Source organism: Candidatus Nitrospira neomarina, assembly GCF_032051675.1.
GTDB classification, from domain to species: domain Bacteria; phylum Nitrospirota; class Nitrospiria; order Nitrospirales; family UBA8639; genus Nitrospira_E; species Nitrospira_E neomarina.
Genome location: NZ_CP116968.1, coordinates 4,322,803 through 4,349,428, shown reverse-complemented (window position 1 = coordinate 4,349,428; position 26,626 = coordinate 4,322,803). Strand labels below are relative to the sequence as shown.

At 51.3% G+C, this 26,626-nt stretch carries 25 protein-coding genes and 1 tRNA gene; 17 read left to right on the top strand and 9 right to left on the bottom strand.

The genetic code is table 11. The annotated features are described in order from the left end of the window. Positions 1 to 93 precede the first annotated feature (93 nt). From nadD to PQG83_RS18820, 7 genes are all read left to right on the top strand, one after another. Positions 94 to 765, top strand: a complete 672-nt coding sequence (nadD, locus tag PQG83_RS18850) for a nicotinate-nucleotide adenylyltransferase (RefSeq protein ID WP_312744351.1) — start codon at positions 94 to 96, stop codon at positions 763 to 765. After that, on the top strand, positions 753 to 1,190 hold the full coding sequence (gene rsfS / locus PQG83_RS18845; RefSeq protein ID WP_312744349.1) for a ribosome silencing factor: 438 nt from the start codon (positions 753 to 755) through the stop codon (positions 1,188 to 1,190). The genes nadD and rsfS overlap by 13 nt, the downstream gene beginning before the upstream one ends. 74 nt (positions 1,191 to 1,264) lie before the next feature. Next, positions 1,265 to 2,281, top strand: coding sequence for a biotin synthase BioB (gene bioB / locus PQG83_RS18840; RefSeq protein ID WP_312744347.1), 1,017 nt, complete (start codon positions 1,265 to 1,267; stop codon positions 2,279 to 2,281). 253 nt (positions 2,282 to 2,534) lie between these two features. Continuing rightward, on the top strand, positions 2,535 to 3,923 hold the full coding sequence (locus PQG83_RS18835; RefSeq protein WP_312744345.1) for a sigma-54-dependent transcriptional regulator: 1,389 nt from the start codon (positions 2,535 to 2,537) through the stop codon (positions 3,921 to 3,923). Positions 3,924 to 4,445: 522 nt separating this feature from the next. After that, positions 4,446 to 5,699 (top strand): hypothetical protein, encoded by a 1,254-nt coding sequence (locus PQG83_RS18830; protein WP_312744343.1) that lies wholly within the window; start codon positions 4,446 to 4,448, stop codon positions 5,697 to 5,699. A gap of 41 nt (positions 5,700 to 5,740) precedes the next feature. After that, a complete protein-coding gene (locus tag PQG83_RS18825; RefSeq protein WP_312744341.1) occupies positions 5,741 to 7,729 on the top strand; it encodes a phospholipase C/P1 nuclease family protein in 1,989 nt (662 codons plus the stop codon). A 226-nt stretch (positions 7,730 to 7,955) separates the two neighbouring features. After that, positions 7,956 to 8,777 (top strand): DsbA family protein, encoded by an 822-nt coding sequence (locus tag PQG83_RS18820; protein ID WP_312744339.1) that lies wholly within the window; start codon positions 7,956 to 7,958, stop codon positions 8,775 to 8,777. A 552-nt stretch (positions 8,778 to 9,329) separates the two neighbouring features. Here the strand turns inward: PQG83_RS18820 and PQG83_RS21090 are convergent. The 3 genes from PQG83_RS21090 to PQG83_RS18810 all read right to left on the bottom strand — a co-directional run bounded on the left by PQG83_RS21090 (position 9,330) and on the right by PQG83_RS18810 (position 12,472). Further along, complete coding sequence (locus tag PQG83_RS21090) at positions 9,330 to 9,512, bottom strand: type II toxin-antitoxin system RelE/ParE family toxin (protein ID WP_376753613.1); 183 nt, start codon at positions 9,510 to 9,512, stop codon at positions 9,330 to 9,332. Between the two features lie 8 nt (positions 9,513 to 9,520). Beyond that, the gene (locus PQG83_RS18815; RefSeq protein WP_312744336.1) at positions 9,521 to 9,778 is read right to left on the bottom strand and encodes a ribbon-helix-helix domain-containing protein; all 258 of its coding nucleotides are present in this window, start codon (positions 9,776 to 9,778) and stop codon (positions 9,521 to 9,523) included. Positions 9,779 to 9,895: 117 nt separating this feature from the next. Then, the gene (locus tag PQG83_RS18810; RefSeq protein ID WP_312744334.1) at positions 9,896 to 12,472 is read right to left on the bottom strand and encodes an FtsX-like permease family protein; all 2,577 of its coding nucleotides are present in this window, start codon (positions 12,470 to 12,472) and stop codon (positions 9,896 to 9,898) included. A 72-nt stretch (positions 12,473 to 12,544) separates the two neighbouring features. On the opposite strand from PQG83_RS18810, the gene PQG83_RS18805 reads away from it, so the two are divergent. Continuing rightward, entirely contained in the window at positions 12,545 to 12,835 is a 291-nt protein-coding gene (locus PQG83_RS18805) for a response regulator transcription factor (protein WP_312744332.1), read from the top strand. Positions 12,836 to 12,935: 100 nt separating this feature from the next. Here the strand turns inward: PQG83_RS18805 and PQG83_RS18800 are convergent, their stop codons facing one another. Both PQG83_RS18800 and PQG83_RS18795 read right to left on the bottom strand, forming a co-directional pair. Further along, complete coding sequence (locus PQG83_RS18800) at positions 12,936 to 13,865, bottom strand: dihydroorotate oxidase (RefSeq protein WP_312744330.1); 930 nt, start codon at positions 13,863 to 13,865, stop codon at positions 12,936 to 12,938. A 6-nt stretch (positions 13,866 to 13,871) separates the two neighbouring features. Continuing rightward, positions 13,872 to 14,534: an ABC transporter ATP-binding protein gene (locus PQG83_RS18795; RefSeq protein WP_312744328.1), complete on the bottom strand. Its 663-nt coding sequence runs from the start codon at positions 14,532 to 14,534 to the stop codon at positions 13,872 to 13,874. A gap of 85 nt (positions 14,535 to 14,619) precedes the next feature. On the opposite strand from PQG83_RS18795, the gene PQG83_RS18790 reads away from it, so the two are divergent. The 4 genes from PQG83_RS18790 (at position 14,620) to PQG83_RS18775 (ending at position 17,549) form a co-directional block, all read left to right on the top strand. After that, complete coding sequence (locus tag PQG83_RS18790; RefSeq protein WP_312744326.1) at positions 14,620 to 15,432, top strand: double zinc ribbon domain-containing protein; 813 nt, start codon at positions 14,620 to 14,622, stop codon at positions 15,430 to 15,432. Between the two features lie 552 nt (positions 15,433 to 15,984). Further along, on the top strand, positions 15,985 to 16,332 hold the full coding sequence (locus tag PQG83_RS18785; protein WP_312744325.1) for an FmdB family zinc ribbon protein: 348 nt from the start codon (positions 15,985 to 15,987) through the stop codon (positions 16,330 to 16,332). 94 nt (positions 16,333 to 16,426) lie between these two features. Next, on the top strand, positions 16,427 to 16,867 hold the full coding sequence (locus PQG83_RS18780) for a division/cell wall cluster transcriptional repressor MraZ (RefSeq protein WP_312744323.1): 441 nt from the start codon (positions 16,427 to 16,429) through the stop codon (positions 16,865 to 16,867). Positions 16,868 to 17,033: 166 nt separating this feature from the next. Then, a complete protein-coding gene (locus tag PQG83_RS18775; protein ID WP_312744321.1) occupies positions 17,034 to 17,549 on the top strand; it encodes a RusA family crossover junction endodeoxyribonuclease in 516 nt (171 codons plus the stop codon). Positions 17,550 to 18,023: 474 nt separating this feature from the next. Here the strand turns inward: PQG83_RS18775 and PQG83_RS18770 are convergent, their stop codons facing one another. The 3 genes from PQG83_RS18770 to PQG83_RS18760 all read right to left on the bottom strand — a co-directional run bounded on the left by PQG83_RS18770 (position 18,024) and on the right by PQG83_RS18760 (position 19,568). Beyond that, entirely contained in the window at positions 18,024 to 18,434 is a 411-nt protein-coding gene (locus PQG83_RS18770) for a PilZ domain-containing protein (protein WP_312744319.1), read from the bottom strand. A gap of 2 nt (positions 18,435 to 18,436) precedes the next feature. Further along, entirely contained in the window at positions 18,437 to 18,802 is a 366-nt protein-coding gene (locus PQG83_RS18765; RefSeq protein WP_376753542.1) for an STAS domain-containing protein, read from the bottom strand. Between the two features lie 133 nt (positions 18,803 to 18,935). Continuing rightward, positions 18,936 to 19,568 carry a hypothetical protein gene (locus PQG83_RS18760; RefSeq protein WP_312744317.1) on the bottom strand — a complete coding sequence of 211 codons (633 nt, stop codon included), beginning with the start codon at positions 19,566 to 19,568 and terminating at the stop codon, positions 18,936 to 18,938. Between the two features lie 241 nt (positions 19,569 to 19,809). On the opposite strand from PQG83_RS18760, the gene PQG83_RS18755 reads away from it, so the two are divergent. Further along, positions 19,810 to 20,895 carry a HEAT repeat domain-containing protein gene (locus PQG83_RS18755; RefSeq protein ID WP_312744315.1) on the top strand — a complete coding sequence of 362 codons (1,086 nt, stop codon included), beginning with the start codon at positions 19,810 to 19,812 and terminating at the stop codon, positions 20,893 to 20,895. 345 nt (positions 20,896 to 21,240) lie between these two features. Here the strand turns inward: PQG83_RS18755 and PQG83_RS18750 are convergent. Next, positions 21,241 to 21,316, bottom strand: a tRNA-Arg gene (locus PQG83_RS18750). 1,024 nt (positions 21,317 to 22,340) lie between these two features. Here PQG83_RS18750 and PQG83_RS18745 point away from each other — a divergent pair. From PQG83_RS18745 to PQG83_RS18730, 4 genes are all read left to right on the top strand, one after another. Further along, the gene (locus PQG83_RS18745; protein ID WP_312744314.1) at positions 22,341 to 22,688 is read left to right on the top strand and encodes an STAS domain-containing protein; all 348 of its coding nucleotides are present in this window, start codon (positions 22,341 to 22,343) and stop codon (positions 22,686 to 22,688) included. Positions 22,689 to 23,013: 325 nt separating this feature from the next. Beyond that, positions 23,014 to 23,328: a response regulator gene (locus tag PQG83_RS18740; protein WP_312744313.1), complete on the top strand. Its 315-nt coding sequence runs from the start codon at positions 23,014 to 23,016 to the stop codon at positions 23,326 to 23,328. Positions 23,329 to 23,601: 273 nt separating this feature from the next. Next, positions 23,602 to 25,026, top strand: a complete 1,425-nt coding sequence (locus PQG83_RS18735) for an FG-GAP repeat domain-containing protein (protein ID WP_312744312.1) — start codon at positions 23,602 to 23,604, stop codon at positions 25,024 to 25,026. Between the two features lie 848 nt (positions 25,027 to 25,874). Next, positions 25,875 to 26,621 (top strand): hypothetical protein, encoded by a 747-nt coding sequence (locus PQG83_RS18730; RefSeq protein ID WP_312744310.1) that lies wholly within the window; start codon positions 25,875 to 25,877, stop codon positions 26,619 to 26,621. The last annotated feature ends 5 nt before the right edge of the window (positions 26,622 to 26,626 follow it).

Genomic DNA, 26,626 nt, shown 5'->3' with positions numbered 1-26,626 from the left:
AGAGAAATGTGGCGAAGTGTTCTTAAAAGACCCGTACAGCAAGGCCGCTGGCGGCCTTTTTTAACACTCTCCACATGAGAAAAATCTAGACTGATGTTTATCGGCCTCCTAGGCGGCTCATTCAATCCCATCCATAATGGACATTTGCATATTGCCCAGTATGTCTACCGCACAATCCAGCTCGATCGCATAATTTTCATTCCGACGGGGGATCCTCCACATAAACCATCGGCATCTCTAGCGCCAGCCCATCACCGGTTAGCCATGGTGCAGCAAGCAGTTGCCCCGTTTCCCTACTGCACGGTATCCGATTACGAAATCCAATCTGAGGCAGTGTCGTACAGTGTCGACACCGTCACTCATTTCAAAAATGAATGCCCCGAGGGAACGGAGTTGGGGTTTATTGTGGGGCTTGATGCTTTTTTGGATTTCTGCAGTTGGAGGCAGGTGGATCATTTGCTCACCCTATGCCATTTTATTGTCTGCTCGAGACCTGGGGTTGCCTTCACCCAACTTCAAGCCCTGCCGTTCCTACCTGCGACAAAGCTTCAAGCATTTCAAAGCCTTGACCAACAGGATACGACCCGTCTGGACATGCTTCTTCCCTCCGGCAAGACCATTTTTCTTCTGTCCGCACCACCGTGCGAGATCTCGGCCTCGACAATTCGGGAGCAACTGGCCAGTGGTTCCCTCGTCCGCCAGTGGTTGCCGCCCACGGTGGAGTCCTATATAATTCGCCATCGATTGTACCAATGGCCCGTCTAACCCACCCGAAACCATCTCCTACCCTCGAACAGGCGGTCTACATCGCTCAAGCGGCTCAAGAAAAGCAAGCAGGAGAGGTGTTGGTGCTTGATGTGGGAGCAATGACGTCAATAGCAGACTATTTCGTCTTTGCCTCAGGGGATTCCGAACGCCAGGTGCGAGGGATTGCCTCCTTCATTGAAAAGGTCATGTCCACAGGCTATGCATTAAGCCCGGATATTGAGGGAAAAGAAACGGCCAATTGGATATTACTCGACTATGGAGACATCATCGTCCATATATTTAAATCAGACGTCCGGAAGTATTATGCCTTAGAAAGTATGTGGGCGGACGCTCCACAAATTTCTATTCCTGAAAGCCGTAAACCTTTTCCACAGGTCGCACAAGCGCCAAAAGCACCCGGAAAGATCGCCAGGCTTTCATAACCAACGAGAAGGTTTCATCTTTTTATCCGTAGGTTGGAAATCAAATTTTTTTGAAAAAAATAATGGAGAACCCCATGACCGCATTTCAAGATTTGGCAGATCGCGTGCTGGAGGGAATCGTCCCAAGCCGGAAGGAAGGCGTGGCCATTCTGGACACCCCTCAGGACAAACTGCTCGATCTGGTCAATGCGGCCTATCGGATTCGGTCACGGTATTTTGGCAACACCATCCGCCTGCAAATGTTGCTCAATGCCAAAAGCGGAGCCTGTCAGGAAGATTGCCACTATTGTTCCCAATCAACCATTTCCACCGCCCCTATCGAGCGGTACGCACTCGTCTCTCCGGAAAAAATGCTGGAAGGCGCTCGGCGGGCCGCACAGGCCAAAGCCCAACGGTATTGCATCGTGATCAGCGGGCGCTCCCCGTTGCAATCAGAAATCACACACATCACCAGGGCCGTCAAACAGATTAAAGAGGAACTACCGATTCAGATCTGTTGTTCACTAGGGCTCTTGAATGGCGAACAAGCCAGCCAGTTAAAGGCGGCAGGAGTCGATCGCATCAACCATAATCTCAACACCAGTGAAGCGTATCACCCTGCTATTTGCACGACACACACCTATCAAGATCGTATAGACACACTGAAACATGCCCGCGCAGCCGGATTGGAACTCTGCAGCGGCGGTATCGTCGGCATGGGCGAACGGGACGAAGATCTGGTGGACCTTGCCCTGGCATTACAGGACATCCAACCCGATTCCATTCCGTTAAACATGTTGTACCCGGTCGAAGGCACACCATTTGACGACATGAAAAACCTCACACCGGTCCGTTGCTTAAAAATCCTCTGTCTCTTCAGGTTCTTCCACCCCAAAACCGAAATCCGGGCGGCCGGCGGACGGGAACGAAACCTCCGCTCGCTCCAACCCTTGGCGCTCTACGTCGCCGACTCCCTCTTCGTGGATGGCTATCTGACGACACCGGGCCTGGCACACCAGGAAGTCTGGAAGATGATCGAAGATCTCGGCTTTACGGTGGAAGTGAAGTACGAAGGTGCCGAAGCGACAAAGGCCGAAACTTGTTCATCCTGATAACCATTCCTAGGGTGTATTCATAACCTTCATTGGTCAAATTCAATCCGCCATCCGCTTTTTTTCTATTCCAACAACACCCCTCTTATCGGGTATCGGCCAGACAGTCGAGGCCTTACGGCTTACCCATCCCCAGAGAGCGCAACCTCCCTAAAAATTAATTAAATAAATACCGAATTCCCCCTATCATTTATTGCTGTGGATAAAGGATAATCAGCCCATCTTTTCAACAACTTAATCTGACAGGTCACCCATGGCCAAAAAGATTCTGGTTGCGGATGATGATCCGGACATCCTCCTCGCTCTCACCGACCGTTTAGAACAACAGTGCTATGAAGTCCTCACAGCCAATGATGGCCTGCAAGCCCTCAATCTCATAGAACAAGACACGCCGGCCCTGGTGCTGTTGGATCTGAAGCTCCCCGGTCTATCCGGCATTGAAATTCTCACGCATCTGCACCATAAACACAATGTGCCCCCCATTATTATGTTGACGGCGTTCGGCACCATGGAACAGGCCGTGGAAGCCATGAAGCTTGGGGCCGAGAATTTCATTCTCAAACCATTTGCGCACGAATACCTGCTGGCGGTCATCGAAAAAACCTTAGAACAAGAGACCATCAAACGGGAAGCCGAATTCTGGCATGCCCAGGTCGATGCCCGATATGACACCATCATTGCCGATAGCCCGGCCATGAAAAGCATCATGAAGATGGCCCAACAAATCGCGCCAACGAATGCCACGGTGCTCTTGTTGGGAGAGACAGGCACAGGGAAGGAACTCGTGGGAAGGGCCATCCATCGATTGAGTCCTCGACATGCCCACCCCTTTATGGTGATTAATTGTGCCGCCCTCCCCGAAAGCCTGCTGGAGAACGAATTGTTTGGACATGAAAAAGGCGCGTTTACGGGAGCGAATGAAAGACGCGAAGGAAAGATTGAAGCCGCCGAGGGGGGAACGGTCTTCCTGGATGAAATCGGAGACATGGCCTTGGCCATTCAAGGCCGGTTTCTCCGTCTCCTGCAAAACAAGGAACTCTACCGGCTGGGTGGCACTCGACCGATCCGGGTGGATGTCCGCTTCATGGCGGCCACCAACAAGGACCTTGGCCGAGGGGTTAAGGCCGGCACCTTTCGCGAAGATCTGTTTTTCCGCCTCAACAGTTTCCCCATCACCCTTCCCCCCTTACGTGACCATATGAGGGACCTGCCTGCCTTAGCGAGCTTCATCCTGAAGCGCGAAGAAAAAGAGAACAAAACAGGCAGTAAACCCTTGAGCCAGGATTCCCTGGACTTGCTCATGAATTATCACTGGCCGGGCAACATTCGCGAGTTGGAAAACGTTCTGGCGAGAGCCACTATTCTCTGTGATCAAGAGGAGATCGGCCCGGAATTCATCTGCCTGGGATCGGAAACCATCGCGAAAGAAACATCAGAGACAATTGCTGCCTTCGGTCAGACTACCTATCACGAAGCCCTGGAAGTCTATAGCAAAACACTGATCCTGTCCGCGCTCAGGCAAACGGGCTGGAATCAAACCAAAGCGGCCGCTCTCCTCAATTTAAATAGAACGCATTTCACCAAATTGCTGAAGCAAAAACGGATTCCCGCCAAACTGCCACCTCTCGAAAAAATTGGTTGATGATGCCGACTGGTAAATAACGATCTTGATACCCAATGTTAGCGCAGCCGGAAACTGCTGAAGCACAATTAATTATCAACTTCATCTATGCTTCCTCCATAACTCCACTCCCTGAGTCACCGTGCCTGCCTAATCAAAGGTCGCCAGCCCCCAATTCAACTGACTCCATTCAGGGCCACCTGACGCTGGTTTGAGTCTTCCTTTTTGAGACACCCGCGTGACCACAGCTCATCTCCAGCAGGACTGCTGTCCAAGCCCCTGACCAAAAACGCGAACAATTTCCGCAGGATCTGCATTGGGCTTCTGCCCTTGTGAGGTCTGAGACACGGAGCGACCCATCGGTGCAGAAGTTGCTCCTGTGGCATGTACTCCCTTTGATCACACAAGGCATCAACCGGCAAGGCAGCCCGCTCCGCAATACACAGGCACCCGACCTCAGGCGGCTCCGGAAGGCAAAGGGAAAAGGCAAAAATAAAATGTAAAGGCTCACATGCGGCCGGTGTGTCAATGACAGGAGTGTATATGAATGCTTTTCGATGGCTGGTAATTGGACTCGTGGGAGGACTTGGGGTCACGACCGTCTCGCCAAGTTGGGCGGCAACAGAAACCGTGTTTGGACCGCAGCAATATACGCTGAGTCTGAAGCCGCCCAAATTCTATTTTAAAGACACCTTTCAAGTGTGCAATCCAAGCGGCCCCTACACACTGGTGGTGACCAATGGCACGCCCAATCAAAAAATGTCCGTCCTGATCGGATGGATTCGTCTGAATGGCACCATGATCGTGAAGCCACAGGATTTAAACAAAAAGACTGAGCTGTTGGAACAACCCATCACGGTCCAACCTGCCAATACGCTGGAAATTCTGCTCATAGGCAAACCCCGCAGTTCCATCACGATGAGCGTAACGGGTATGAAAAACTGTGGGTTTGGGGTGGAGATTGTGTCACCTACCCCAGGCAGCACGGTACCGACGCTGGAAACATTAGTCCGGGGCCAAATAACTGGGGCGGTAGAAGGAGAGGTTGGGGTTCGAGTCAATGGCCTTCTTGCAGGGACCATGGGAAAAGAGTTTGCCGTCGCCCATGTGCAGCTAGTGCCGGGAGAGAACACGATCACCGCCACCGCGACCGACAGCAAGGGAACCACAGCCACAGCGACGGTCAACATCCAAGCCACACAGCCCTTCTCAGGAAATTCCGTGGGGCTGTCTATTTCGCCGAAACTCGGCGTGGTGAATCAGCCGATTGACATGGGAATACACCCCTTCTTGGAACATGTTCTGCAGTCGGTTGCCTGGGATTTCGACGGTGACGGTCAGATAGACCAAAGCGGACCCGATCTTTTTGACACCTCCCATGCCTATTCTGAGCCGGGTCTCTATCTGCCCACCGTGGTCCTTACCGATAGTCAAAACACGCAAGTCTCCGAGCAGGGGGTCGTACAGATCATCTCTCAACCGGCATTGGAACAAGAACTGGTCTCCAAGTTGACCAGCATGCTGGACGCGCTCGGGCAGGGAAAGGTGGAGGAGGCCGCGTCCTTCATCTCCCTCAGCCGCCGGGATCGATTCCGAGGTCAATATAACGCAACCACGCCTGAACAACTGGCGTTTCTGGCGGGGGCACTCCGCGTTCCGATGACCCTGTATGAAGTGCGAGAGCGATTTGCGATTCTGCGTTCTACGGAAGAGGTACTTGTCAATGGCCTCTTCCTTCCTATTGAAGTGGAGTGCCTTCTGGATCACGACGGCATTTGGAGATTCCGGTCTCTTTAAGCGAGATAGAACAATCTTTGGCTGAGAAAGGTCTCTTGACGATGAAACCCTTTTCCACCGTGGTGACGTTTCTATTATCTTTTAGCATCTGCGCCGGAATTTCTTTTGTGAACTGGCAAGCCACACCCGCGTGGGCGTGGGAGAATGGTACGCACAAGGAATTTGCGAAGCGTGCGGCCAAATATGTAAGTCAGGAAGGTCTAAATGCCCGGCTCACCACGGACTATGCGCTGACCAATGGCGTAGATCAGATTTTAAATGTAAAGTGGGGGGACAAACCCCGAAGCGTAATGGGTTGGATAATCGAGGGAGCAGACAGCGAAGACGCTCCCGACTGCCGGGTGTTTGCCCATTGGCATGATCCCCTTATGCCAATCGGAAACGAAGGGTTTCAACCATATTTAGCTAACCCAGTATTTAGAGGTCCGTCAGCTCGAAAATGGGGTTTCGGCCTTGACGCCAGAAAACAATCTGAAAAAGACGGATTCGTGCCTGAATCCTTCCCGGCATTCGGCTGCAACCAAAATTTGGATAATATGTCATGGAATGATGCGCGTAGCGATTTCGAGAAAGCCCTGACAGAGCCATTGCAGAGCGACCGTGAAGAGGCCTTCGCACGAATGTTTAAGGCCATCGGGCATGTGATGCACCTGATCCAGGACAACGCGAATCCTGCACATGCCCGAAATGATAATCATCTAGATGTCCTGGGAGCTCTCAATCTTGACCTCACGGGTTATGGCCTAAGTGGCTTCCCCGATCCCGATAACTTCCACAAATACGTCCAGTTGCACAAAGTAGCGGAAATCTCCGACCTGAATCACGATAAAATTAAATCGTATACGCAAAAGGCTGAGACCCTGCTCGGGACCAAGAGCGCCGGCGGGAGTATGCCTCCTCCTGGGAATTTGATCGACAGTGACCAGTACACGGGAGCCAATCCCGAAGTCACCACATCCGGCGTGACGGGCACTGCGGAGTTTGCCAACGCCAATTTCTTTACCGACGATACAACACCCGATGTGCTAGCCGGAAGAACCTATCCGCATCCCCAATTCGGGGAACTCAGTGGCGGATTCCCGCTCTACTGGAGTTTGCAGCGAGGAACGCACCTGAATCTTCAGCATGCCCTGAAGAATGACATCGGCTCTGCCATTCTGACCATTGCGTACCCTCAGTATTGTTTGGGGTTGCAAGCGTTGGGACAGTCATGCGCGTTCAGGCTTGATGATGCGATCTTTGATGATTACTTCAAGGAGTTGGGTCCCAGGGCGGTGGCCTACTCGGCAGCTTTGCTGCAGTATTTCTTCCGAGGCAAGATTGAGGCGAGGATCAACCCGGGTTTTTATCTTCCTGCTCACCCCGACTGGCAGCTATCCGAGCCCATTACGGTCACGGTCACCAATCAATCCGGGGTTCCCATGGGACCGGGGGAACTGTCGGTATATTATGAGCGGCGGACTGATGGCATGCGAACTCTGGTTCACAGTCAGAAGATTATGGAGGAAGTCGCCAATGGCGATGAAATCACTCTCAATACATTCTATCACCACCTTGACGCCCGTGATCGCCTCCCTGTGGTCTTTCGAGGCGAACTTGGTTCTGCTGGCGCCAAAGAGCTTGCCGCGGTAATTGGAACTAGGGTGAGAGCTGAGTATTGGAATTGTGTTAATAAGGTGGAGGGGAATGAAGGTATTTGCCCGTGTGCGGAAGCACTGAGGTTATTAGATTTGGTACCGCGTATTGAACAGGATAAGCAATGCGAGGGTAGTATTGACCATAGGTTTTATTGGAATATTGGACGATCTGCTCTCCCCAACGACCAACACCTTTTAGGATGGTTCAGCTTGAGACCTGATCCACAAACCTTCGGGTCGCAACTACAACTATTCGAATGTAACGCCAATTTTTCGAATGATATTGGCGCCGGTACTTGCCGCAAGGGGCTGTCACGCGCGGACCTCGAGGCGTGTGCGTTGTTCATGACTGAACCTGCTGAAGCAACTGCATGCTTCCTGGAAAGGCCGTGAGCCAGGCCACAACTGTTTCCCACCTGCCCCACCGCGACAGATCCGCTCCAAGCGTGAGGGGAAGTCCTGCGGATCTCTCACTTTTTTCTTGCTGTTTAAGCTGGGTGTCCCCACGTATTAACACCCGACGCTAGGGTGACTGGCGAGACTCTTAACGTGGGTGGGGTGTCTTCGACTGGTATGGCAACAGAAATAGGAAGACCTTCCACCAATTAGGTAGCTAAACATGTACACAGGACGAGAAACCGAGAAAATGTGGCTCATCATCATCGTGCTATTACTAGGCGGAATCATCCACCCCGCCGGCATTTGGGCCGAGTCGTCCAGCCCCCAACAGTCACCCTCCTTGCAGCAGCAAATTGATACCCTGCAACAGGAGCAACAAGGCATTCGTGACGAACTCAAAGCGATCAAAGCGCTGCTTACCTCGCGCGTTAAACCGCCCAGCCCGGTTGAAGACATTTCACTCACGTTGAATGTCGCCGACGCTCCGACCCAAGGTCAGGCAGACGCCCCCGTCACGCTCGTGGAATACACCGATTATCAATGTCCCTTTTGCGCACGGCATAGTCAAATGGTATTGCCGCAACTCGCGAAGAATTTTATCGAGACCGGCAAGCTCCGGTACGTGCTCCGGGATTTTCCGCTGGCCGCCATCCATCCGAATGCCGGCAAAGCGCATGAAGCGGCCCATTGTGCCGCAGAGCAGGGCAAGTATTGGGAATTGCACGACCAGCTCTTTGCCAATCAAAATGCGTTGCAAGCCGACAACCTCGCGGGATATGCCACGACCGCCGGGGTAGGTGATGCTGCGGCCTTTCAAGCCTGTCTGGACAGCGGCAAATATGAAGGGCAGACGAAAGCCGGGGTGACCGATGGCACCAAAGCGGGGGTCCGGGGAACTCCGTCGTTTGCGTTAGGCCGCACCGAAGCCGACGGTGCCGTCAAAGCGGTCAAACTCATTCGTGGCGCCCAGGGGTTACCTGCCTTTGAGGAACAAATCGAAGCGTTGCTGGATGCCAATGGCGAGAAAACCGCTAAACCCTAATCCGGGGGATGGGCCTGCCCTCGCACGGCCAATCCGGAGAACGTCCGGTTGAAGAAAGAGTTTTCATCTCAGAAATGTGGCCTGCAAAAACGGGGTCGGGAGCCGTGTTCAAGAGAACGAGTTAAAAAATATTACAGTGGGGATTTTTTTGTCACATCCACTCACAGCCCACCTGAAAGATGCACCACCTTCAGAAGAAGGTTGAACATTCCTCCCAACGACCAACCGGTTCACTCATTCCGCAAACCGGAAGAAATCGCCTGGTGGCCGGCCTGCTGGGCCGGCCTGGACTTCCTTCTTGATCACTCGGCGACCATGCGTTGGTTTTTGGTGGTGGCAAGTCACAAGAACTGACCTCTGCCGCCAACGTGCCGGATGCGACAAAAAGACTCATGCGCATGTTCCGGTGTAGCAGATGCTTTTTTCTTGGGGTGGGATCTCTTCCGTTTTTTCTCAGCAGCCTCGAGTCGTTTCTGTAGAAGGTCGGCTTCTTGAAGCAACGCGGGTTCCAGCTCACTGCAAATCAGAAAATGTTCGCGGACCCGATAAAATTTATAATGATGTGGAAATATTGGAGTCGTGACGCAGTAAATCTGGGTCTTCTTGCAGGAGCGACAATGCGGTTTGAATGTCCGCTAGATAACGATTGGCCCTTTTTCTGCCCCATCGTTGGAGAGAATAGCGTTCAATCTCTTGAAGGTCATAATGAACTCTGTCAGTGAGCTTGACGACAATCGACAGGGTTATTGCCCCTGTTTTTTGAACCGGACCATATCGTCTTTCAACTTTCCTGAAAAGGTCGTCGTTCGACCTGCAATCGCATCTTGGTATCCCTCCAGTATCCCGGCACGTAAAGCCGCAACCTCCATACATTGTTTTTTCTCACGCAAGACATCCCGCATAAATTCCGTGGGAGTGGCGTAGAGTGTGCCATCTCCACAATTTCGATCAATGAACGCACGAAGCTCATCAGTTAAGGTCAGATTTAAACTGCTACCCATCGCCAGTCCTCCTCCATTGGTTTTAATTTACTATGTCCGGTGCGTCATTATTCGTCGATATTCGACGATTGAGCAACTCGCGCGCCCATTCCTGTACCTACCCAACCTCATTCCTGTTCATTCATACCGTAAATCCTCGGCTATCGGTTGCCGGCTGGCCCATCTGGCTGGCCCCCATGCTCCCAGAAATGCGGCCAACAATGCCACCAGTAGGGCCATCCCCAAGGTTTCAAGTGGCAGGGTGAACTGAATGGTCCATCCAAATGATTGCTTGTTGATCACGTTGATCAACAACACCGACAGCGCCAACCCCACCAGAATGCCTAAGCCGGCACCTAACCCGGCCACATAGCAGGATTCCCAAAAAATCAGGCCTTGGATTTGTGGACCACTCACGCCTAAGGCACGCAGCGTGGCCAGTTCCCGCCGGCGTTCCGTAATGGCGGTCATGAGGGTATTGATAATCCCAAGCACCGCTACGCTCAGGGCAATCAACTCCAACACATAGGTGACGCGAAACGTCCGGTCAAAAATTTCCAGAATCTCGGTTTTCAGTTCCCCGTTACTGATCGTGACGATGGGGATGTCATTTTTTAACACCTGTTCGATTGCACGTCGCACAACCGGGAGCGCCTGACCGGCCTTGAGATAGACCGCAAAGATGGTCGCGTCGGCCTCTCCCCAATGCCGACGAAAGAGTTTGTCGTCCATGACGACCTTTCCCCCATCGGTGGCATAGTCATAAAAAATGCCCTTCACGGGAAAGGCGTGGCTTCCTGAAGGCATCTTCATGTCTATATGGTTTCCTACCGCCAGTCCCAGCCGCCCGGCTAACACCTCAGACACAATCACGCCTTCACCTTCAATTGTTTCTTTTAAAATGGGAGTGGAATCACCTGTCACAAACAGATATTGGCTGCGCCCGGCATGAAGGGCCATGTCGCGTGCAACCAATGACACCGTCTGCCCTGAAACCTCACCCACGGTTTCCATGTAGGGATCAACCGCCTCAACCCCTGGTATCGACAGGACCGTCTTGACCAGAGACAACGGCAGACCCGGCTTATCATTCTCGACCTCCTGTTCCCCCAACCATGACACTGGAGCCACAATAATATCCGCCAGCATCGTTTGCTCAATCCAGATGTCTACCGTATGCCGGAAACTCTGGATCATGATGCCTACTCCAACCATGATGGCCAGCCCGACGACAATCGCTGCCATGGTCACACTGGTCCGACCGGGATTGCGGCTGATCTGTTCCGCCGCGAGGGACGGCAGGAGGCCCCATCGCCCGCTTTGCCATGTTCTCCTCCACTCATGAATCAACCCGCAGAGCACAGGCCCAAGGGCGGTTCCGCCCACCAGAAGACAAAACGCCGCGGCATACCCTCCGACCGGAATACCGTCTACGGGAGTAATGGTACTCAGGAAAGCGCTTCCACCAAATGCGATCACCGCAATCCACCCTGACGTCCTGTACGAACCAGTTTCTTCATCTTCGGATTGACCTACGGATAAGGCTTGAACCGGAGCTATAGTGCTGGCATCCCAGGAAGGGCGGAGCGCTCCGAGGAGGGAAACCCCAGCCCCAATCACTATCGCCTCCGCAAACAGCCAGGGATGAACCTGAGACACCGCCAAAGACGTGACCCCATATAACTCGCCGACACTCTGCCCGATGAGCGTCGTCAATCCGCCGGCCAGGAAGACCCCGAACCAGCAGCCCAAGGCTCCACCCACGAGGCCGAGCAGACCCGCCTCCAAGAGAAACAATCCCGTGATAGCTCGCCGTTCCATGCCGAGTGCCCGGAGAATGCCAATCTCCCGACGATGGTGTGCCACCGAAAATGCCATCGTGTTATAGACCAGAAACACTCCCACTAACAGCGCAATTGCACTGAGCATGGTGAGATTAAACTGGAAGGCTTTCAACATCGATTCCACTTGCTCCGTCCGTCGCGAGGATTGGTTGATTTGAATATCCGGCGGCACCACCGTTTTCAAAGCTTGGATGAGGGTCGCCCCCGACACGCCAGGGTCAGAAACGACCGCAATGGAATGTAGACGCCCCAACCAATTGAACACCCATTGGGCAGCAGCAATATCCATGATCGCCTGTCGTTTGGTGCCCTGGAGAAGGGCATCGGAGGATCTCAACAGACCCCCCACGATCAGATCATGGGAATTGCCCTGACTCGTCACAGTCAGCGTCTGCCCTTCGGTCACCCCTAATTCCCCGGCAAACTCTTCCCCCAAAAAGACCGTCTTCGGCGAAAAAACCTGCTTCCACTGATCATCCGTGATCGCATTTGTCGAATCCCCTGATGGTCTAACCTCCTCATATTCCAGAAGATCGACTCCCCAAATCACGAGCGTGAGACCCGTTGAGGGGCCTTCCTGGATCACGGACTCAATTTTCAGAACAGGCTGAGCCGATTGGACCCCGGAAAAACGTTGAATCTCCTCGATAATGGACTCATCCATCCCCTCCGACCCGCGTGATAGGGTGATGGACGCCTTCCCAACAACGGACACCACCGAATCCTCAAAGGATTGATACACTGCGCCATTGGCCAAGCGAATGGCCAACCAGGCCGAAACCCCAATCGCCACCCCGACCACTGTGAGAAAGGCTCGGAAGGGCCGATGGCGCACATGGTCAAGGACCAATAGAAGAAGAATTCGTATCATGGGAGCGGTTGTCGGAAGTAATGGACGTATGTTAAAACAACTAGAAAATTATGCGTGGGGCACGGACTCAACATGCCAAAAGAGAAAGTGACTGAATCGGAATCAACAGAAGAACTCTTGGAAGCAAATTCCGAGGGACAATCTCTCACCGCTCGGCAAAAAGAAATCCTGAGCCTGGTGGCTCAAGGATTTACCAATCGTGAAATTGGTGAAAAGCTCGACATTAGCGTGCGAACGGTTGAGGTACACCGCTTCAATTTGATGCGCCGGTTACGGGTCAGAAACGTGGCCCAATTACTCCGGCAAGCCATTGCGCTTCGTATCATCCCCCAAGGCCCGGCGACTCCGACCACAAAGACCTGAGAGACGTGCCTCGACCTGGCCTGTTCTTTAAGCGTTGAAAAATGCAGCTGAACGCCTATAGTTGACTTTACCCTGTGAAGGCGTTCAAGCGCATTGCTCTTCAATCCATCTCCCGTAATTTCCCTCGACACGACATCAATGACGGATAACCTTTTCGCTTCAGGCAATCGGCAATCTCCCCTTCGAGCCTTGCAAACACTTCACAACCTTCCTCAACCAGCACGGTGCCTATCTGAACCGCCGAGGCGCCACACAACACATGCTCGAACACATCCACGCCGTGTTCCACCCCACCTGTGCCGATAATAGGAATCTGATCGCCCCAGATCTTCCAAAACGCGCGAACATTGGCCAGAGCCACAGGCTTAATGATTCGTCCCCCTAACCCACCAAAACCACCCTTGGGTTTAATTACCACCGCTTCTTTTTCCGGATCGACCACCAGGGTATTCCCAACTGAATTGATGACCGTCACAAAGGCCACCCCGATTCGCTGAAGCACCTCGGCAATCTTCTGATGATGGATCGGATCAAAGTAGGGCGGGAGTTTCACTCCGAACGGCACCGTCAGCAACGCACGAATTTCTGTTAATAACCGTTCCGTTTCCTCAAAGTCATAGCCGATCTGTGGCTTACCAGGAATATTTGGACACGACAAATTTACTTCTACCAAATCCGGTCGAGCGATCTCCAAGGCCTTGGCCCCTTCTAGAAAATCATCGGGATGAAGGCCGGCCAGACTGGCGATGACGGGTTTCCCAAACCGCTTCAACTCTGGAATGAGTTTCGCGTAGACGGGAAATCCTAAATTGGGGAGGCCCATCGAATTGATCGAGCCGCCGTCGAAGGCCACATATCTCGGTTGAGGATTCCCCTCACGGGCTAGCGGCGTCATCGATTTTGTCACAATCGCACCGGCATGGGACATGCCCAGGGCCTCCAGCTCTTCCGGTGTCACACACAAGGCTCCTGATGCGTTCATCACTCCAAAAGGAAACGATACACCGGCAATGACTGTTGAGAAATCCATTTCGTATTACTCCAATTGTCCGTCTCGAATCGCGATGATCCGATCCGCCGCCTGAGCGGCGCGCAATGAATGGGTGGCCAAGAGCACCGTCTGGCCAAATTCCTTGGCACATAGGCGCAGCAACGACACAATTTTCTCTCCGGTTTCACCATCCAAATTGCCGGTGGGTTCATCGGCCACAATCAGTCGGGGGCGATGCCCGAAGGCCCTGGCAAGCGCTACCCGCTGCTGTTCTCCTCCGGATAATTCATGCGACCGGTGACCCAGCCGATGACTCATCCCTACCCGCTCCAGCATGTCAGCGGTCCGGGTTCGGATCGTTCCGGATTCCTCACCTCGTAAACGCAAGGGAAGCGCCACGTTTTCTTCGATCGTCAATCCCGGGATCAGATGGAAAGCCTGAAATACGACCCCCACCTCCTCCCGACGCCATCGGGTCCATTCCTGATCACCAAACCCCAGACAGGAACGCCCATCCAGCAGGATATCTCCAGAGGTCACCCAGTCCAGCCCGGCCACCAAATGCAATAGCGTGCTTTTTCCACTCCCGCTGGGTCCCATGAGCGCACAGAATTCTCCCTGCTGAATTTCCACACAGACATCCCGTAGCGCCACGACCGAAGTGGGTCCGCGCTGATATTCCTTATAGACATGTTGAAACTGAATCACGTGAACCTATCAGAAATTTCTGCCCTTAGTTACGCTCTTGAATCATGGCATATTCACTATCTCTCCTATATCATAACGAAGGTAAATGGACCAAGACGCCCCACGAATATTAGGTTTCTTTCCCGGTTGCCATCAGCACGGAAAGTTCGCCTCCGTTGCTCCACCATTTACCATGACACGTCTACTCCGAAGGCTCCTGCATGTCATTTTTCCCACCGCCTGTGCCGGTTGTCAGAATCCCTTGGAGGACGATCCCGTTCCGTTTTTTTGCCGCCGGTGTTGGGATAGGCTCAAACCAATTCCAGGCCCGTTTTGTCCGCGATGTGGACGCCCCTTTGCCTCCCCCATTGCCCTTTTACATAGTCCCACTCATCAGTGTGGCGCCTGCCGCGCACGACCAATGGCTCTTACGCAAGTCTGGAGTCTCTTCCCCTATCAATCCCCCCTGAAAGAAGCCATTGCCCTGTTCAAATACCGGGGAAAACTGTCGTTGACTCAACCACTCGCCCAAGCCATAGTTGAAGCGTTGCCCGCTTTACCATCCTTAGATGTCATCATTCCCGTCCCACTTCATCCGCAACGCTTACGAGAACGTGAATACAATCAATCCCTGATGCTCGCAAACCGGCTGAGTCACCACCTGGGGATCCCTCTTTTCCTGGCGTGTTTACTCCGAATTCGTCCCACAGTCCCCCAAACATCGTTATCAAGGAAAGAGCGACTCACGAATCTGCGTCGGGCTTTTTCTGTCCCCAAGCCGGCCCGTATCAAAGGCAAACGGATCTTATTGGTGGACGACGTCTTAACCACTGGCACAACCCTGCATGAATGCGCCAAGACGCTTCGACGGGCCGGCTCAGGCCCGGTATATGGGCTGACACTCGCCAGAATGGTGTAAGGGGCTATTGAAAAAAGCCGCCTGCGGCGTTCTCGCCATTTTTTCGTACTCACGTACTGGAAGTACGCTCTGTGCGCAAAACAAAAGGTGTGCCCTTCGGGACACGACAGGCAATTTGCGGCCTTTCCTTCGAGGGGCCTCAGGACAGGACTGGACGAACTTTTTTGAAGGCCCCGAGGCCTCTGATATGCAACGTACCTGTAGGTCAATATGCCCTTGAAAATATTTATTATTCAACACTCCCTGTAAGGAATTGGTTGCCAATTTTCCTTTTGGAAGACGAGGAAAATAGTCTGCCAACATGGATCTATTGTTGGCTGTTTTCTCTGAATAAATCCCCACCTCCATGACTTTTCCCCGTGTCTGTCTTTTCTCGATTGGTCCTTTTCACCAGCCCCTTCTATGAGGGTCATAGAAGAATAAGTCCGATACCTCCGCACCATTCACGTAATTGAGATATTGCGATTCGCATAAATCAATTTTCGACTCTTCCCAAAGAAACAATTTTGCGATATATACAGCCCCTACATTGCGATCAGGAGGAACGACTCAATGCCCATTTACGAATACCGTTGTCAGGATTGCCGGAAGCGCAACTCCTTTTTAATCCTCACCTCGAAAGCCCCAGTCCCATCCTGCAAGCATTGCCAAAGTACCAACCTTGAACGCATCATGTCCCGCTTTGCTGCACCCAAATCGGAAGAAGCCAGAATGGAAGCCTTGGCCGATCCCAGTAACTTCGGGGACCTCGACGAAAACGACCCACAGAGCATGGCCCGCTTCATGAAAAAAATGGGTAAGGAGATGGGAGAAGACCTGGGAGATGACATGGACGAGGCCATGGACGCGATGGACACAGACGAGATGGATATGGGGATGCCTGCCACCGAAGGCGACTAGCTCGACTACTCAAGCAAAACTACTTGACTTTTCTTAAACTTTCGGTAAGCTACACTCACAGATAGGACTTCAGGAGATCCCAGGAACATTCTGCATGTTTGCCGGACAATATTATTGTAAAATCGACGAAAAGGGACGATTTGTTGTCCCGAGTCCTATTCGTGAAGAAATCGAAATTCACGGAAATAGTCTGATGTTTCTCAAGGGGCAGGATATGCCCGTTTCCGCCTATACCAATCCGGAATGGGCCAAAATCCTGGAAAACGCCAAACAATCTCTTGATGAAGATCAACGACGCCTTTTCATGTATCACATGGTCTCGGAAGCCTCCGCCTCAGAAATGGATAAGGCAGGTCGCATCCTTATCCCGGGCCGGTTTCGCAAACTCGTCCCGGTGGATGAGGATCAGGAAGTGGTATTAGTGGGCATGTTTCATCGCCTTGAAGTGTGGAATCCATCGGAATGGCGACGTTTTGTCCATGTAAACGAAGACACCTTTGAACACAGCATGAGCAAAATTCAGAGCCTCCTCTAACAGACCCTTTGCCTTGTTCCAACACCGATACCAAACCCCTTTCATAGATGCCCCATTGAGAACGATTCGTATTCCCTCCCTTCCCAAGCTTTTGCAGTCCAAAGGGAAAGGTGGCCTGATCCTCCTCCACAGTCATAAACGAAAAGCCAAAACAGCAGGTTCTGGGATGGATTGGTCGAATTTGGGCGCCGATACTCTGTCGACTCGCGAACTTTTTGTTGTCTTACCGCTTCCACCCAGCATTAATCATCAATACGCCACCGTCAACGGACGGAGGGTCCTGGCCTCCCCAGGCCGGCAGTATAAGACCGCCGTGGCCCGCCACCTACTCACCATCTTGCGGCAATCATCTCATCGAACGGAATTTTTAGAGCAATTGGAGAACCACACCCTTAGCCTTTCCCTCCGCTTCCACTTCAAAACAGCCCTGCGACGGGATCTGGATGGCGGGCTCAAAATCGCGCAGGATGCCATTTGCCAAGCCATCGATCTCAATGACAACCGCATCACTGAAATTCATCTACACAAAGACCTGGATTCGGTCCGTCCCCGCCTAGAATGCCTATTAGCTATTCAGGAACCCATCGCCCGGACAATCCGATCCCCCAAAACTCTCTCGATGGTCACCAAAACCAGTCCCCGAACTGTCCCTCAGTCTTCAACAGACCATAATCCTTGTTGAAATCCAGACACGTCCGTCCCTCTCTAACGGCGGATATTTCATGTGTCGTTGGTCCTTCCAATCCTCATTCGCCAGACTTCGCTTTTTCAATTAAGGGAGTGTTGAATAAAACCAATTTCCAAGGGCATATTGACCCACAGGCACGTTGCATATTAGAGGCCTCGGGGCGGTTCAAAAAAGTCCGTCCAGTCCTGCCCTGAGTCATGCCGAAGGGAAGGCCGCAAATTGCCTGCCGTGTCCCGAAGGGCACACCTTTTGTTTTGCGCGCAGAGCGTACTTCCAGTACGTGAGCACGGGAAAATGGCGAGAACGCCGCTGGCGGCTTTTTTCAACAGCCCCATTAGCTGAAGACGGAATCCGTCATGGGTGTTGCGTTGGACGAGGACGTTTCTACTGATGCCGTTCTGTTCAGGAGTCAGATGAATATCTGCTCAGGATCGGGAACATGGCTGAAATGATGAAAAAGAGAAAAAATTAGAGAGAGGTGACTGCGCGAGAAAGAGAATGCAGAACGATGGTCAATGGGTGCCTGGTCGCTCTCGAGGGATGGTTGGTCAGGGCCGGGAACAAAAATCCCATCCTTTGGCCCTTGCAGTGCCGGACAAGTCCAGGCAACCAAATGCTATCGCCGAGGTAATGCAGTTTGACAGACACCTGGGTGCCCCTTAGCACAGAAGGAATTTGATTGTCGGGGAATTCAACGAGCATGCCCTGAGGACTGAGATTGAGGACACGGCCCCGACACACTGTGTCTTGCCCATAACGTATGGCAACCGGAAGCACTTGGTAGGGTTTGATGGACATCCGGCGAAAAGACCGTCGATCTCCTTGAGGAATTGGTATCGGTTGCCGGAAATCTTGTCTCAGTGCAGTCGATGTTCCCATCGTCAAGACTCCGCTGGATGTTCTTTGCTAGATTCAAAGATCTTCAAGGCTTCATCCTCACTGGAAAAGATAGGGATCCATTCCCCAATTTCAGTGATTTCCAGGACATCCCGGACAAACCCTATCGGAGAAATAATGGCCAGTTTGCCACCAATTCGCTGAAAGCGCCGTTGGGCGAGAACCAACCATCCGAGGGCAGCGCTGTCAATAAATGATACGGCCACCATATTTAACATCACAAACCGATAACCTTGCAGAATGGCATGATCAATCCGCCATTTAAAATCCTGTCTGGCATGTTGATCAAATCGACCCATAAAAGTCTCCACCAAGGTATCGGGGCTGAGACTCCGTTCGGAAATAACCATAGAAGATGCTTTCGTGGTGATATTGGGTGGTGTCTTCCTATATCGGTTTTCCTCGCTCCAGTCTTAACCCGGCATGCCGGCAAAGGAAGGACAGACTTTATCTTCAACAAAGCTCAAAGCTTGAAGGGACCTTTCAGGGTTCGGAAAGGAGTTCCACTACAACATCATCTATAAACTGAACCGGTGAGGGCTTGCCGGCACCGCTCTGAAAGGGACGGGTCACCCGAAGCTGGATGATATGACGACCTGCTGCCACAGGGACTGTTCCAATGAAATGTTGCTGAACCGTGATACCATCTTCCATCGGACCGACATCGAAATCGGCTATGACTTGATCATCAACAACCCATTCAAACAATCCCCCATTCAGATTTCTTTTATAATCGGGAGAATGGTAGGTGGCCCCCACACGGGCTGAGAGCTGAATAAGGCCGGCAATTGTCATTGTGGTGAGACTAATCCCTCCACCTTGTTGCACGTCATGGGCAGGAGCAAAATGAAGCTGGCCGACTTGGACTTGAAGACAATAAGAGGGAGAAACCGGGTTCCCAAGATCACACAGGGCAACGATAGGAAATCCCTTGCCCCCTAAGGTTCCATTCGAGGTAGAAAACACCGTCCAGTCAGAAAGGGTCCCCGATTCAAAATCCGTAGTGATGAGGACTTCGGCCGAAACTGGGCAAATCCCCATGGACACTATGCCAAGGAGAAATGAGAAGCCCCATCGTTGAACAGCATGTAGGCACCATTCGATTTTTGAAACCATAGCGATATTTCCTTCCATAACTTGCACCTTTTTGCCTCACCTAGTTTTTTTTAGACCTGTATGCCTGATAAGATAGGTGATGGGTGGCTAGTTTCTCCATTTGAGTCTTTACTCAGACCCCAGATTCTCCCCCTTAAGAACCCCTTTTTCTCCTTCTTACCGACGGTTTCAAGGACCAAGTAAATTCGTGCACGACACAATTCATTTTTTCATTCACCCGAACATCAAGGTCCGTACCATAATGAGCACACTCTTCACACCTCTTTCCGTCTTTTGGCAAATAGTCGGAGGAATTTCCTGTCTGATGGTTCTTTCCTCACCATCCTGGGCTCAACAAACACCACTGGAGGCTCATCCAGTTCATCCCCTGATAGGAGCCCAAGTCTTAGTGGTCGAAACCATCGCGCTCACGGAGCGAGGACTCCTGGACTCCACAGCTATCACAAAGACCGTCACCGACCGATTGGCGGACACAGGATTTACCATCGTCGCAACTCCAGAAGAACCTCACGATGCGGTCATACGGGTGAAATGCGAAGAACGACAGACATTCACCGGCCCGAGTAAACATCGGCATACCAGTCCGGCCCTTACTTCGCGATTATGGAAAGGCCCCGCCTGTCATATTTCTTATCGCTATGGAGAACAATATCCTCCTTGGAACTGGGATGTTCACACTTCATTTGAAGATACAAGTGAGGCTGCGGAAATCGCAGGAGCCTCGGATACGGGAACCTTCGCCATGACTGCTCTAAACACCCGACTTCAACAGGATGATTTCCCATTGTATCTAGTGGCTGAATGGGAACAAACCGACAGATTGCTGATGCTCTTTCAGAAATCCTCCAACAATATTGACCGACAAACGACAATCCTCAAACTTTTGGGAACCCTGGCTTCTGATCAAGCTTTCGAAGCTCTTAAGCAGGCACTCACCACCCCCCCCCTGACACCGACGGCACTAGCGGCCCTTGGGCAACAAGGAGAAAAGGCTATCCCTGCCTTGGCTTCATTTCTGGAATCCTCCACAAACTCAGACCACAGATTAGCCGCTATGCAAGCCTTGAGCGCCATTGCCACCCAGAGCAATGCTCCCGCCTTATTCACTCAGTTTATGAAAGCTTTGGATACAGAAGAGCCCAAAATACAAACGGAAGCCGTCAAGGGCCTTGGGAACCTTGGGGATCGACGCGCGATTCAACCTTTGGAAAAACTTAACCTGAAAACCTGGACAAATCCTTCCACCGGTCCTGAAATGATGGCTCTCCGTAAAATACTGAGTTGGAGCCTCTGGCAACTGAGTCCAAGCGCACATACCGCAGAATGAATCACACGTGTATATTTCAGCGTGGTAGAAACCATGTCTGAGAATTTCACCCAAGACTCTTCTAATTTTTCAAACATGAATCAAAAAAAATCCTGGAAGTCGCCTTTTCTCTCCCTCTACTCCCCACCGCAGCCGAAAAAAGTCCTCGCCATATTTACCGAACTGCCTCGTAAGCTAATGACGGATCGGGATTGAGAAAAACTCTTCGACAGCCAATACGGACAAGAGCAAGCAAATGGCTTAGGTGAAAAATGCCTGGAGACCCCCTCAATCTTGCACACAGCAAATCAACACGTCGGGATTTGGAAAAATATGTGAGGGGTTCTAAAAACGAATAACCGATGATGGTGCGCCCGACAGGAGTCGAACCTGTAACCTCTTGATCCGTAGTCAAGTGCTCTATCCATTGAGCTACGGGCGCTTTTATTGCATTTTCAATACGTTAGGCGAGCTCGTCAAACAGGGGCAATTAACTAGCGTGAAATTAATGCTAATCCGGAAACCGTTCCCACCTGTTAGTGGTGAAACCCACTCTACCATTTACTAACTTTTCATGTCTTAATTTTATGGGCAGAAATTTTAAAAATCGGATAAGTGGTCAATCTCTTTCCATCCTGGAACAACCAGCCTTATACCCGTTATTTCCTAAACGCGTCAATTCGTTGGATAGGAACAGGCCAACCCATCTTGAAAACTTTTAATTCTCGAACGTCTGGTAGGTATTAGGTGGTCGTGAAAATTAATAAGCTCTGGAAAGGCCAATTCTTGTGTAAGGGCCGTAATTTAATTAAGGAGAAATGCCCGATCATTTTGTCTGGAGATTCATATTTTTTGGGGTGTCAATGATTAATGTCCCGCCTGAGATTATTCCTCACTCGTTCTCCCGTTAATACGGCCGCCGCCCCCTCCTGAACTTCGTGCCTTAAGGCTGGAACCGCAAAAATCCTGCTCAAAATTTTGACTCGCCGCACCTCACGGGTGCCATCTTACCATCTGATGGCACCCTGGTTATGTGCCACATCCCCGTATGGGGCAACCGGAACCACCACGAAATCCCAGGTTTTTCTATGCTTCGTTCAACAGGAGATTCTTCGTTGTGACTTGTTTTTAGAACGCTGATGCTCCTACCTGGCAAGACCCCTAAATTTGGTACCTGGGTCAGGCATCCCGGTCTTGAACCAGACTATAAGACTGGAGAGGATCTAATCGGTTCGGCAAGCGGACGGAATGACAATTCATTTAGACGAATTCGCCTTTTTCATTGATGGAGTTCCCCGATGGAATATACGTATTTTCATTTAACCTGTCTGGGGAATTGATGCCCATCTCCTGGGAGCGTCAACTGTCAAGAATACATCACGAAGATCTCTTCACGATAGGCCCAGACAGTATCAGACAATTAATTTCAGTCCTCAGTGAATGAAAGAAGAAGGGAGGAAGTACCCATGCTAGCGGTTAGAGAGCATTGTCAGCACAACACGAAAATACTGGACCTCTCAGGGAGTTTTGACGCCAGTTCCAAGGTGGGACTTGAAGTCGCCATCCTCGGAGCAAAGGAAATGGGCTGTCAACATATCATCTTAAATTTTTCTGAGATTACCTGGATTGATTCAATGGGACTAGGACAATTATTCCTTTGGTATCACATGATGAGACCCAATCATGTGCACCTCAGTATCGTCAGTCCGCAACCGACGGTCAAAGATCTTTTAGAGTCGACCCACCTCTCCGAAATTGTTCCTATCTACCAATCTGAAAAAGAAGCTGTGGAGGCTCAACCCCAGTCTCCTTAATGTTTGAACAATCCCCTTCAGCCTTAGAAAGGGCGGAAGATCTCCCCTTGAATTACCCTCACCACGTTCTTGGAATACCCATTCCCGCAGTTCTTGATTTTGCTGAGCAAGAAACCCGACTACAGCCTAAAAACTCGGTTGAGGTGAGCACTCCATTTCCACATCGCTATCCAGGAATATTCCAGACATTACTTTCCCTAAATTTGTTCCCCATGGTTTAGGAAAAATGGTGAAGGACCCGCAATTTCGGATACCCGGTTCCCACTGCATAGGAGCCATTTTTCTTAAGCCCCGGTTGTCTCCTTCTCGCCACAAGACAAGTGAAATGGAGAATCCAGGAACGAACACACCAGATTCCACACATGATTCCGTAATTGATTCCTTGCATGACGGGAAAACCAGGGCAGCTATTTTGGTGGTTGAAGATGATCCTTCAGTGGCAGAGTTACTCAACTCTGTCCTTAAAGAATCGGGATATCACGTCTGTGTTGGCGAAAAATGGACGGGAAGGCCTGGATTGGGCATGAATTATACGGTCGACGGAATTTTGCTAGATATGCATATGCCCTTGATGAGCGGGCGAACCATGCTCGATGAATTCCGAGCATTACCCTCATTAATGGGGATATCAAGAAACTAATGGACCGGATCCAACCAGGAAGATGTTAACGCTAACTGTCGTAGCAGCTAGGGGGGAGTAGATGGACAAAGTGGCATCATGGTTTGGACATTTTTTCTACAAAGGCTCCCTGTGCGACAGGTCGTCTTTTCATGCTTCCCATTCCACAAGGGTGCATTTCTACAAGAGATTAACGCTCACGAGAATTGTGTCTCCCACAAAAGGTTTATTTTTTACTTATTTCAGATTCAACGGTGAAAAGCGACTGTTCGGATTCAACAGGAGGCATTTCACATGAAGCGCAAAAATTTGACATATTTACTGGTAATTGTGGGTTTAGCGAATGGATTATTTTTTATGCCTTTGGCCATAGAAAGGCTGCAAGCGGGGACAGTGCCGGACATTCGAGGCACCTGGAAAGACGGCCCGAGTAGTGGTTCAGCAACGGGGTGTCAGGACGCGGATGATAATGGACCGTTCAATGATCCCGGAGGGAGCACTTACAGTATTACCAACCAAACTGGCCCCAACTGGAGCGTAACACAGGTGGAGACCGTGGTGGATAACGGATTTACCGCTGTACAAACAGTGACCTGTTCAGGAACCGTAGCAGCGAATGGTACAGTGAATGCGTCATGTCCGTATGTGGTTACTCTCAACGGCGGATTTTGGTATAGCGGCACATCCACTTTAACCGCTTCCCTTGTGGGAAATACCTTGACCTACACGCTTGCCGGTCAGGATCTCGTGGGAGATACCTGTCAGTGGACTCAGATGGGCACAGATACCAGAAGTGGGGCTGTCCCTCCTCCTGTCGTTTTACCCAAAAATACGCCTTATGACCTCAATGGAGATGGGAAGGGCGACCTGATCTGGCGCAACACAAACACCGGGAGCACGGCCGTCTGGTTGATGAACGGGATAGTCCGGGCCTCGGTCGGCTTCCCGGGCGGGGTGCCGCTCAATTGGCAGATCGCGGGAATCGGCGATGTGACAGGAGATGGCAAGGCCGATGTCATCTGGCGCAATAGTACCAACGGCACGGTGGCGATATGGGTGATGAACGGCACGGCCGTGACATCCACAGGTTTTCCCGGCAGTGCGCCGACTGCCTGGGTCATTCAGGCCGTCGGGGATGTCAACGGCGATGGCAAAGCCGATCTGATATGGCGCAATAGCAGTGACGGCAACACCGCCATCTGGGTGATGAACGGAACCGCCAGGGACTCGGTTGCCTTCCCGGGCGGGGTGCCGCTCAATTGGCAGATCACGCGGATCGGCGATGTGACGGGGGACGGCAAGGCCGATATCATCTGGCATAACGGCAGCAATGGGGCCGTGGCCGTGTGGGTGATGAATGGGACTACTGTGACCAGCACGGGCTTTCCCGGCAGCACCTCCACGGATTGGAAAATTGAGGGTGTTGGCGATTTCAATGGCGATGGGAAGGCCGACTTTATCTGGAAGAATGACACAAGCGACATTGTGGCCATCTGGCTCATGAATGGGACTTCTATTGCGTCATCTAAAGTGTTAGGCGGCATCGCCTCGGCGTGGAAGATTGAGCAGGTGGGGGATATGAATGGGGATGGGAAAGCCGACGTGGTTTTGAAGAATACGTCTACAGGGGAGGTGAAAGTCTGGCTGATGAATGGGGTAGTCCTGATTGGGGTCGGCTCTCCTGATACAGTCCCCTCCTCCTGGGACATTCAACCCTAGAGCGATAACAACGCACTCGCTGAATCCCTGAGAGAAGGAGATAAGGCTCGAACACGAAGAAATCCACACATAACTTTTTGGCCTCCCAAGAGCCTGCCCCACATGGGGCAGGCTCTTTTTTTTCTAACCCAATTATTCATTGTGCAAAGACCCTTCCTACAATAGCCCCTGACTGGAATGTAGGTCCTAAGTGTAATGGTAAGCATGAACATACGCCTGTATTTTGAAATCATCAACTGAGGATATATGAGATGGACAAACGTTTTTATTACCAAAGCGAGGGAGAAAAACTCTCGTTGAGTGTCAGGTGGTGGCTCTTTCTCTTTGCCGCGATTCTTTTATGGGTTATGAAATAATCCTATCTCATCTTCATGCGATGATTCTCATCCCTATAGGCAACTCCTTCCTAATCCCAAAAACGAAAGTAAAAAAGGCGGACTTCCCCGAATTCTTTTCTCTTTGACTCATGAGTCCCCCTGTCTCATAGCTCTCCTTTCAGATTCAACATGGCACTCTCCCCCTGCCCTTATGAACAAGGGTAGAAATGAGACCTCCGTGTGATCAAATTTCCTACCAACCCAATTTTTTTTGAGGGATTCGCCACTCTTCTGGTGGGTTAAAAACACGGCACCAAAACAATATGTCAATTAGCCACAAATCTTTGTACACATTTCCTTTACCCTCCAATTTTTGTATGGTGTAAGAAACCTTGCTTGATTTGAGTTAAATCCAGTCTTATGCACCACGCCCAAAGAGAGGACCCTGTTGATATAGAACAAAGGACATTTTTTCGTGGGAGAAGTCCCCATTTCTGCCCCTTAAATCAACGAAATAGGTACAGCTGAAATATGTCGGAACGAAAAGCCCATCAGAATATTGTCATGCCTGAAGGCATTTCTTTCTTGCCCCCAATTCAAGTCGGGTATGAAATCTACTATGAAAACCTTGAGATTCAGGGAATTCAAGAACGGCAGGCCATTGTCTGGCAATTTATCCAAGGCTCCAAACACCTATTGGACTGGGAACAAGAACCGAGCAATCCCCAAGACCCTCATGCCATCAAGATATTTGGGGTATCGGAGCAAATCTTTTCTACGAAACGGGATATGCTGGGCTATGTTCCAGGTGATGTAGCCAAACAGATTGTGACTAGCGGGCTCTGGCCATTTTTGCAACTCAGGCTGGATTCCATCTCTGTCGCAAATCAAGGATTCGTTGCTATCAAATTTCAAATCCTTGGGCCCATCAGGAAAAAAGACAGTGACAAGCAACCACCTGGTGTACCAGGCACCAAGGGGGAACGAAGGCACACCCCGGCCACGAGACCAACACTCTTGTTCGGTAGAGAAGCAGAACGTCCAAAAGCGCATCCAAGCAAGGTCAAGCATGTCGCAATTTTCATTGTAAGGATCATCCTGATCACACTTGGCACCGCGTTGGCTTTTGTGGGCGGGACAATGGGCACAGCAGCCTGGCAAGCCAAAGGGAACCTCTTTGTATTGATGCTCGTTCCATTGGCATTGATCATGATTGGAGGCCTGCTGATCTGGACTGGTATTAAACCCTCAAAATCCAAAGAAAAGGCCTCTACCTAGAGGTA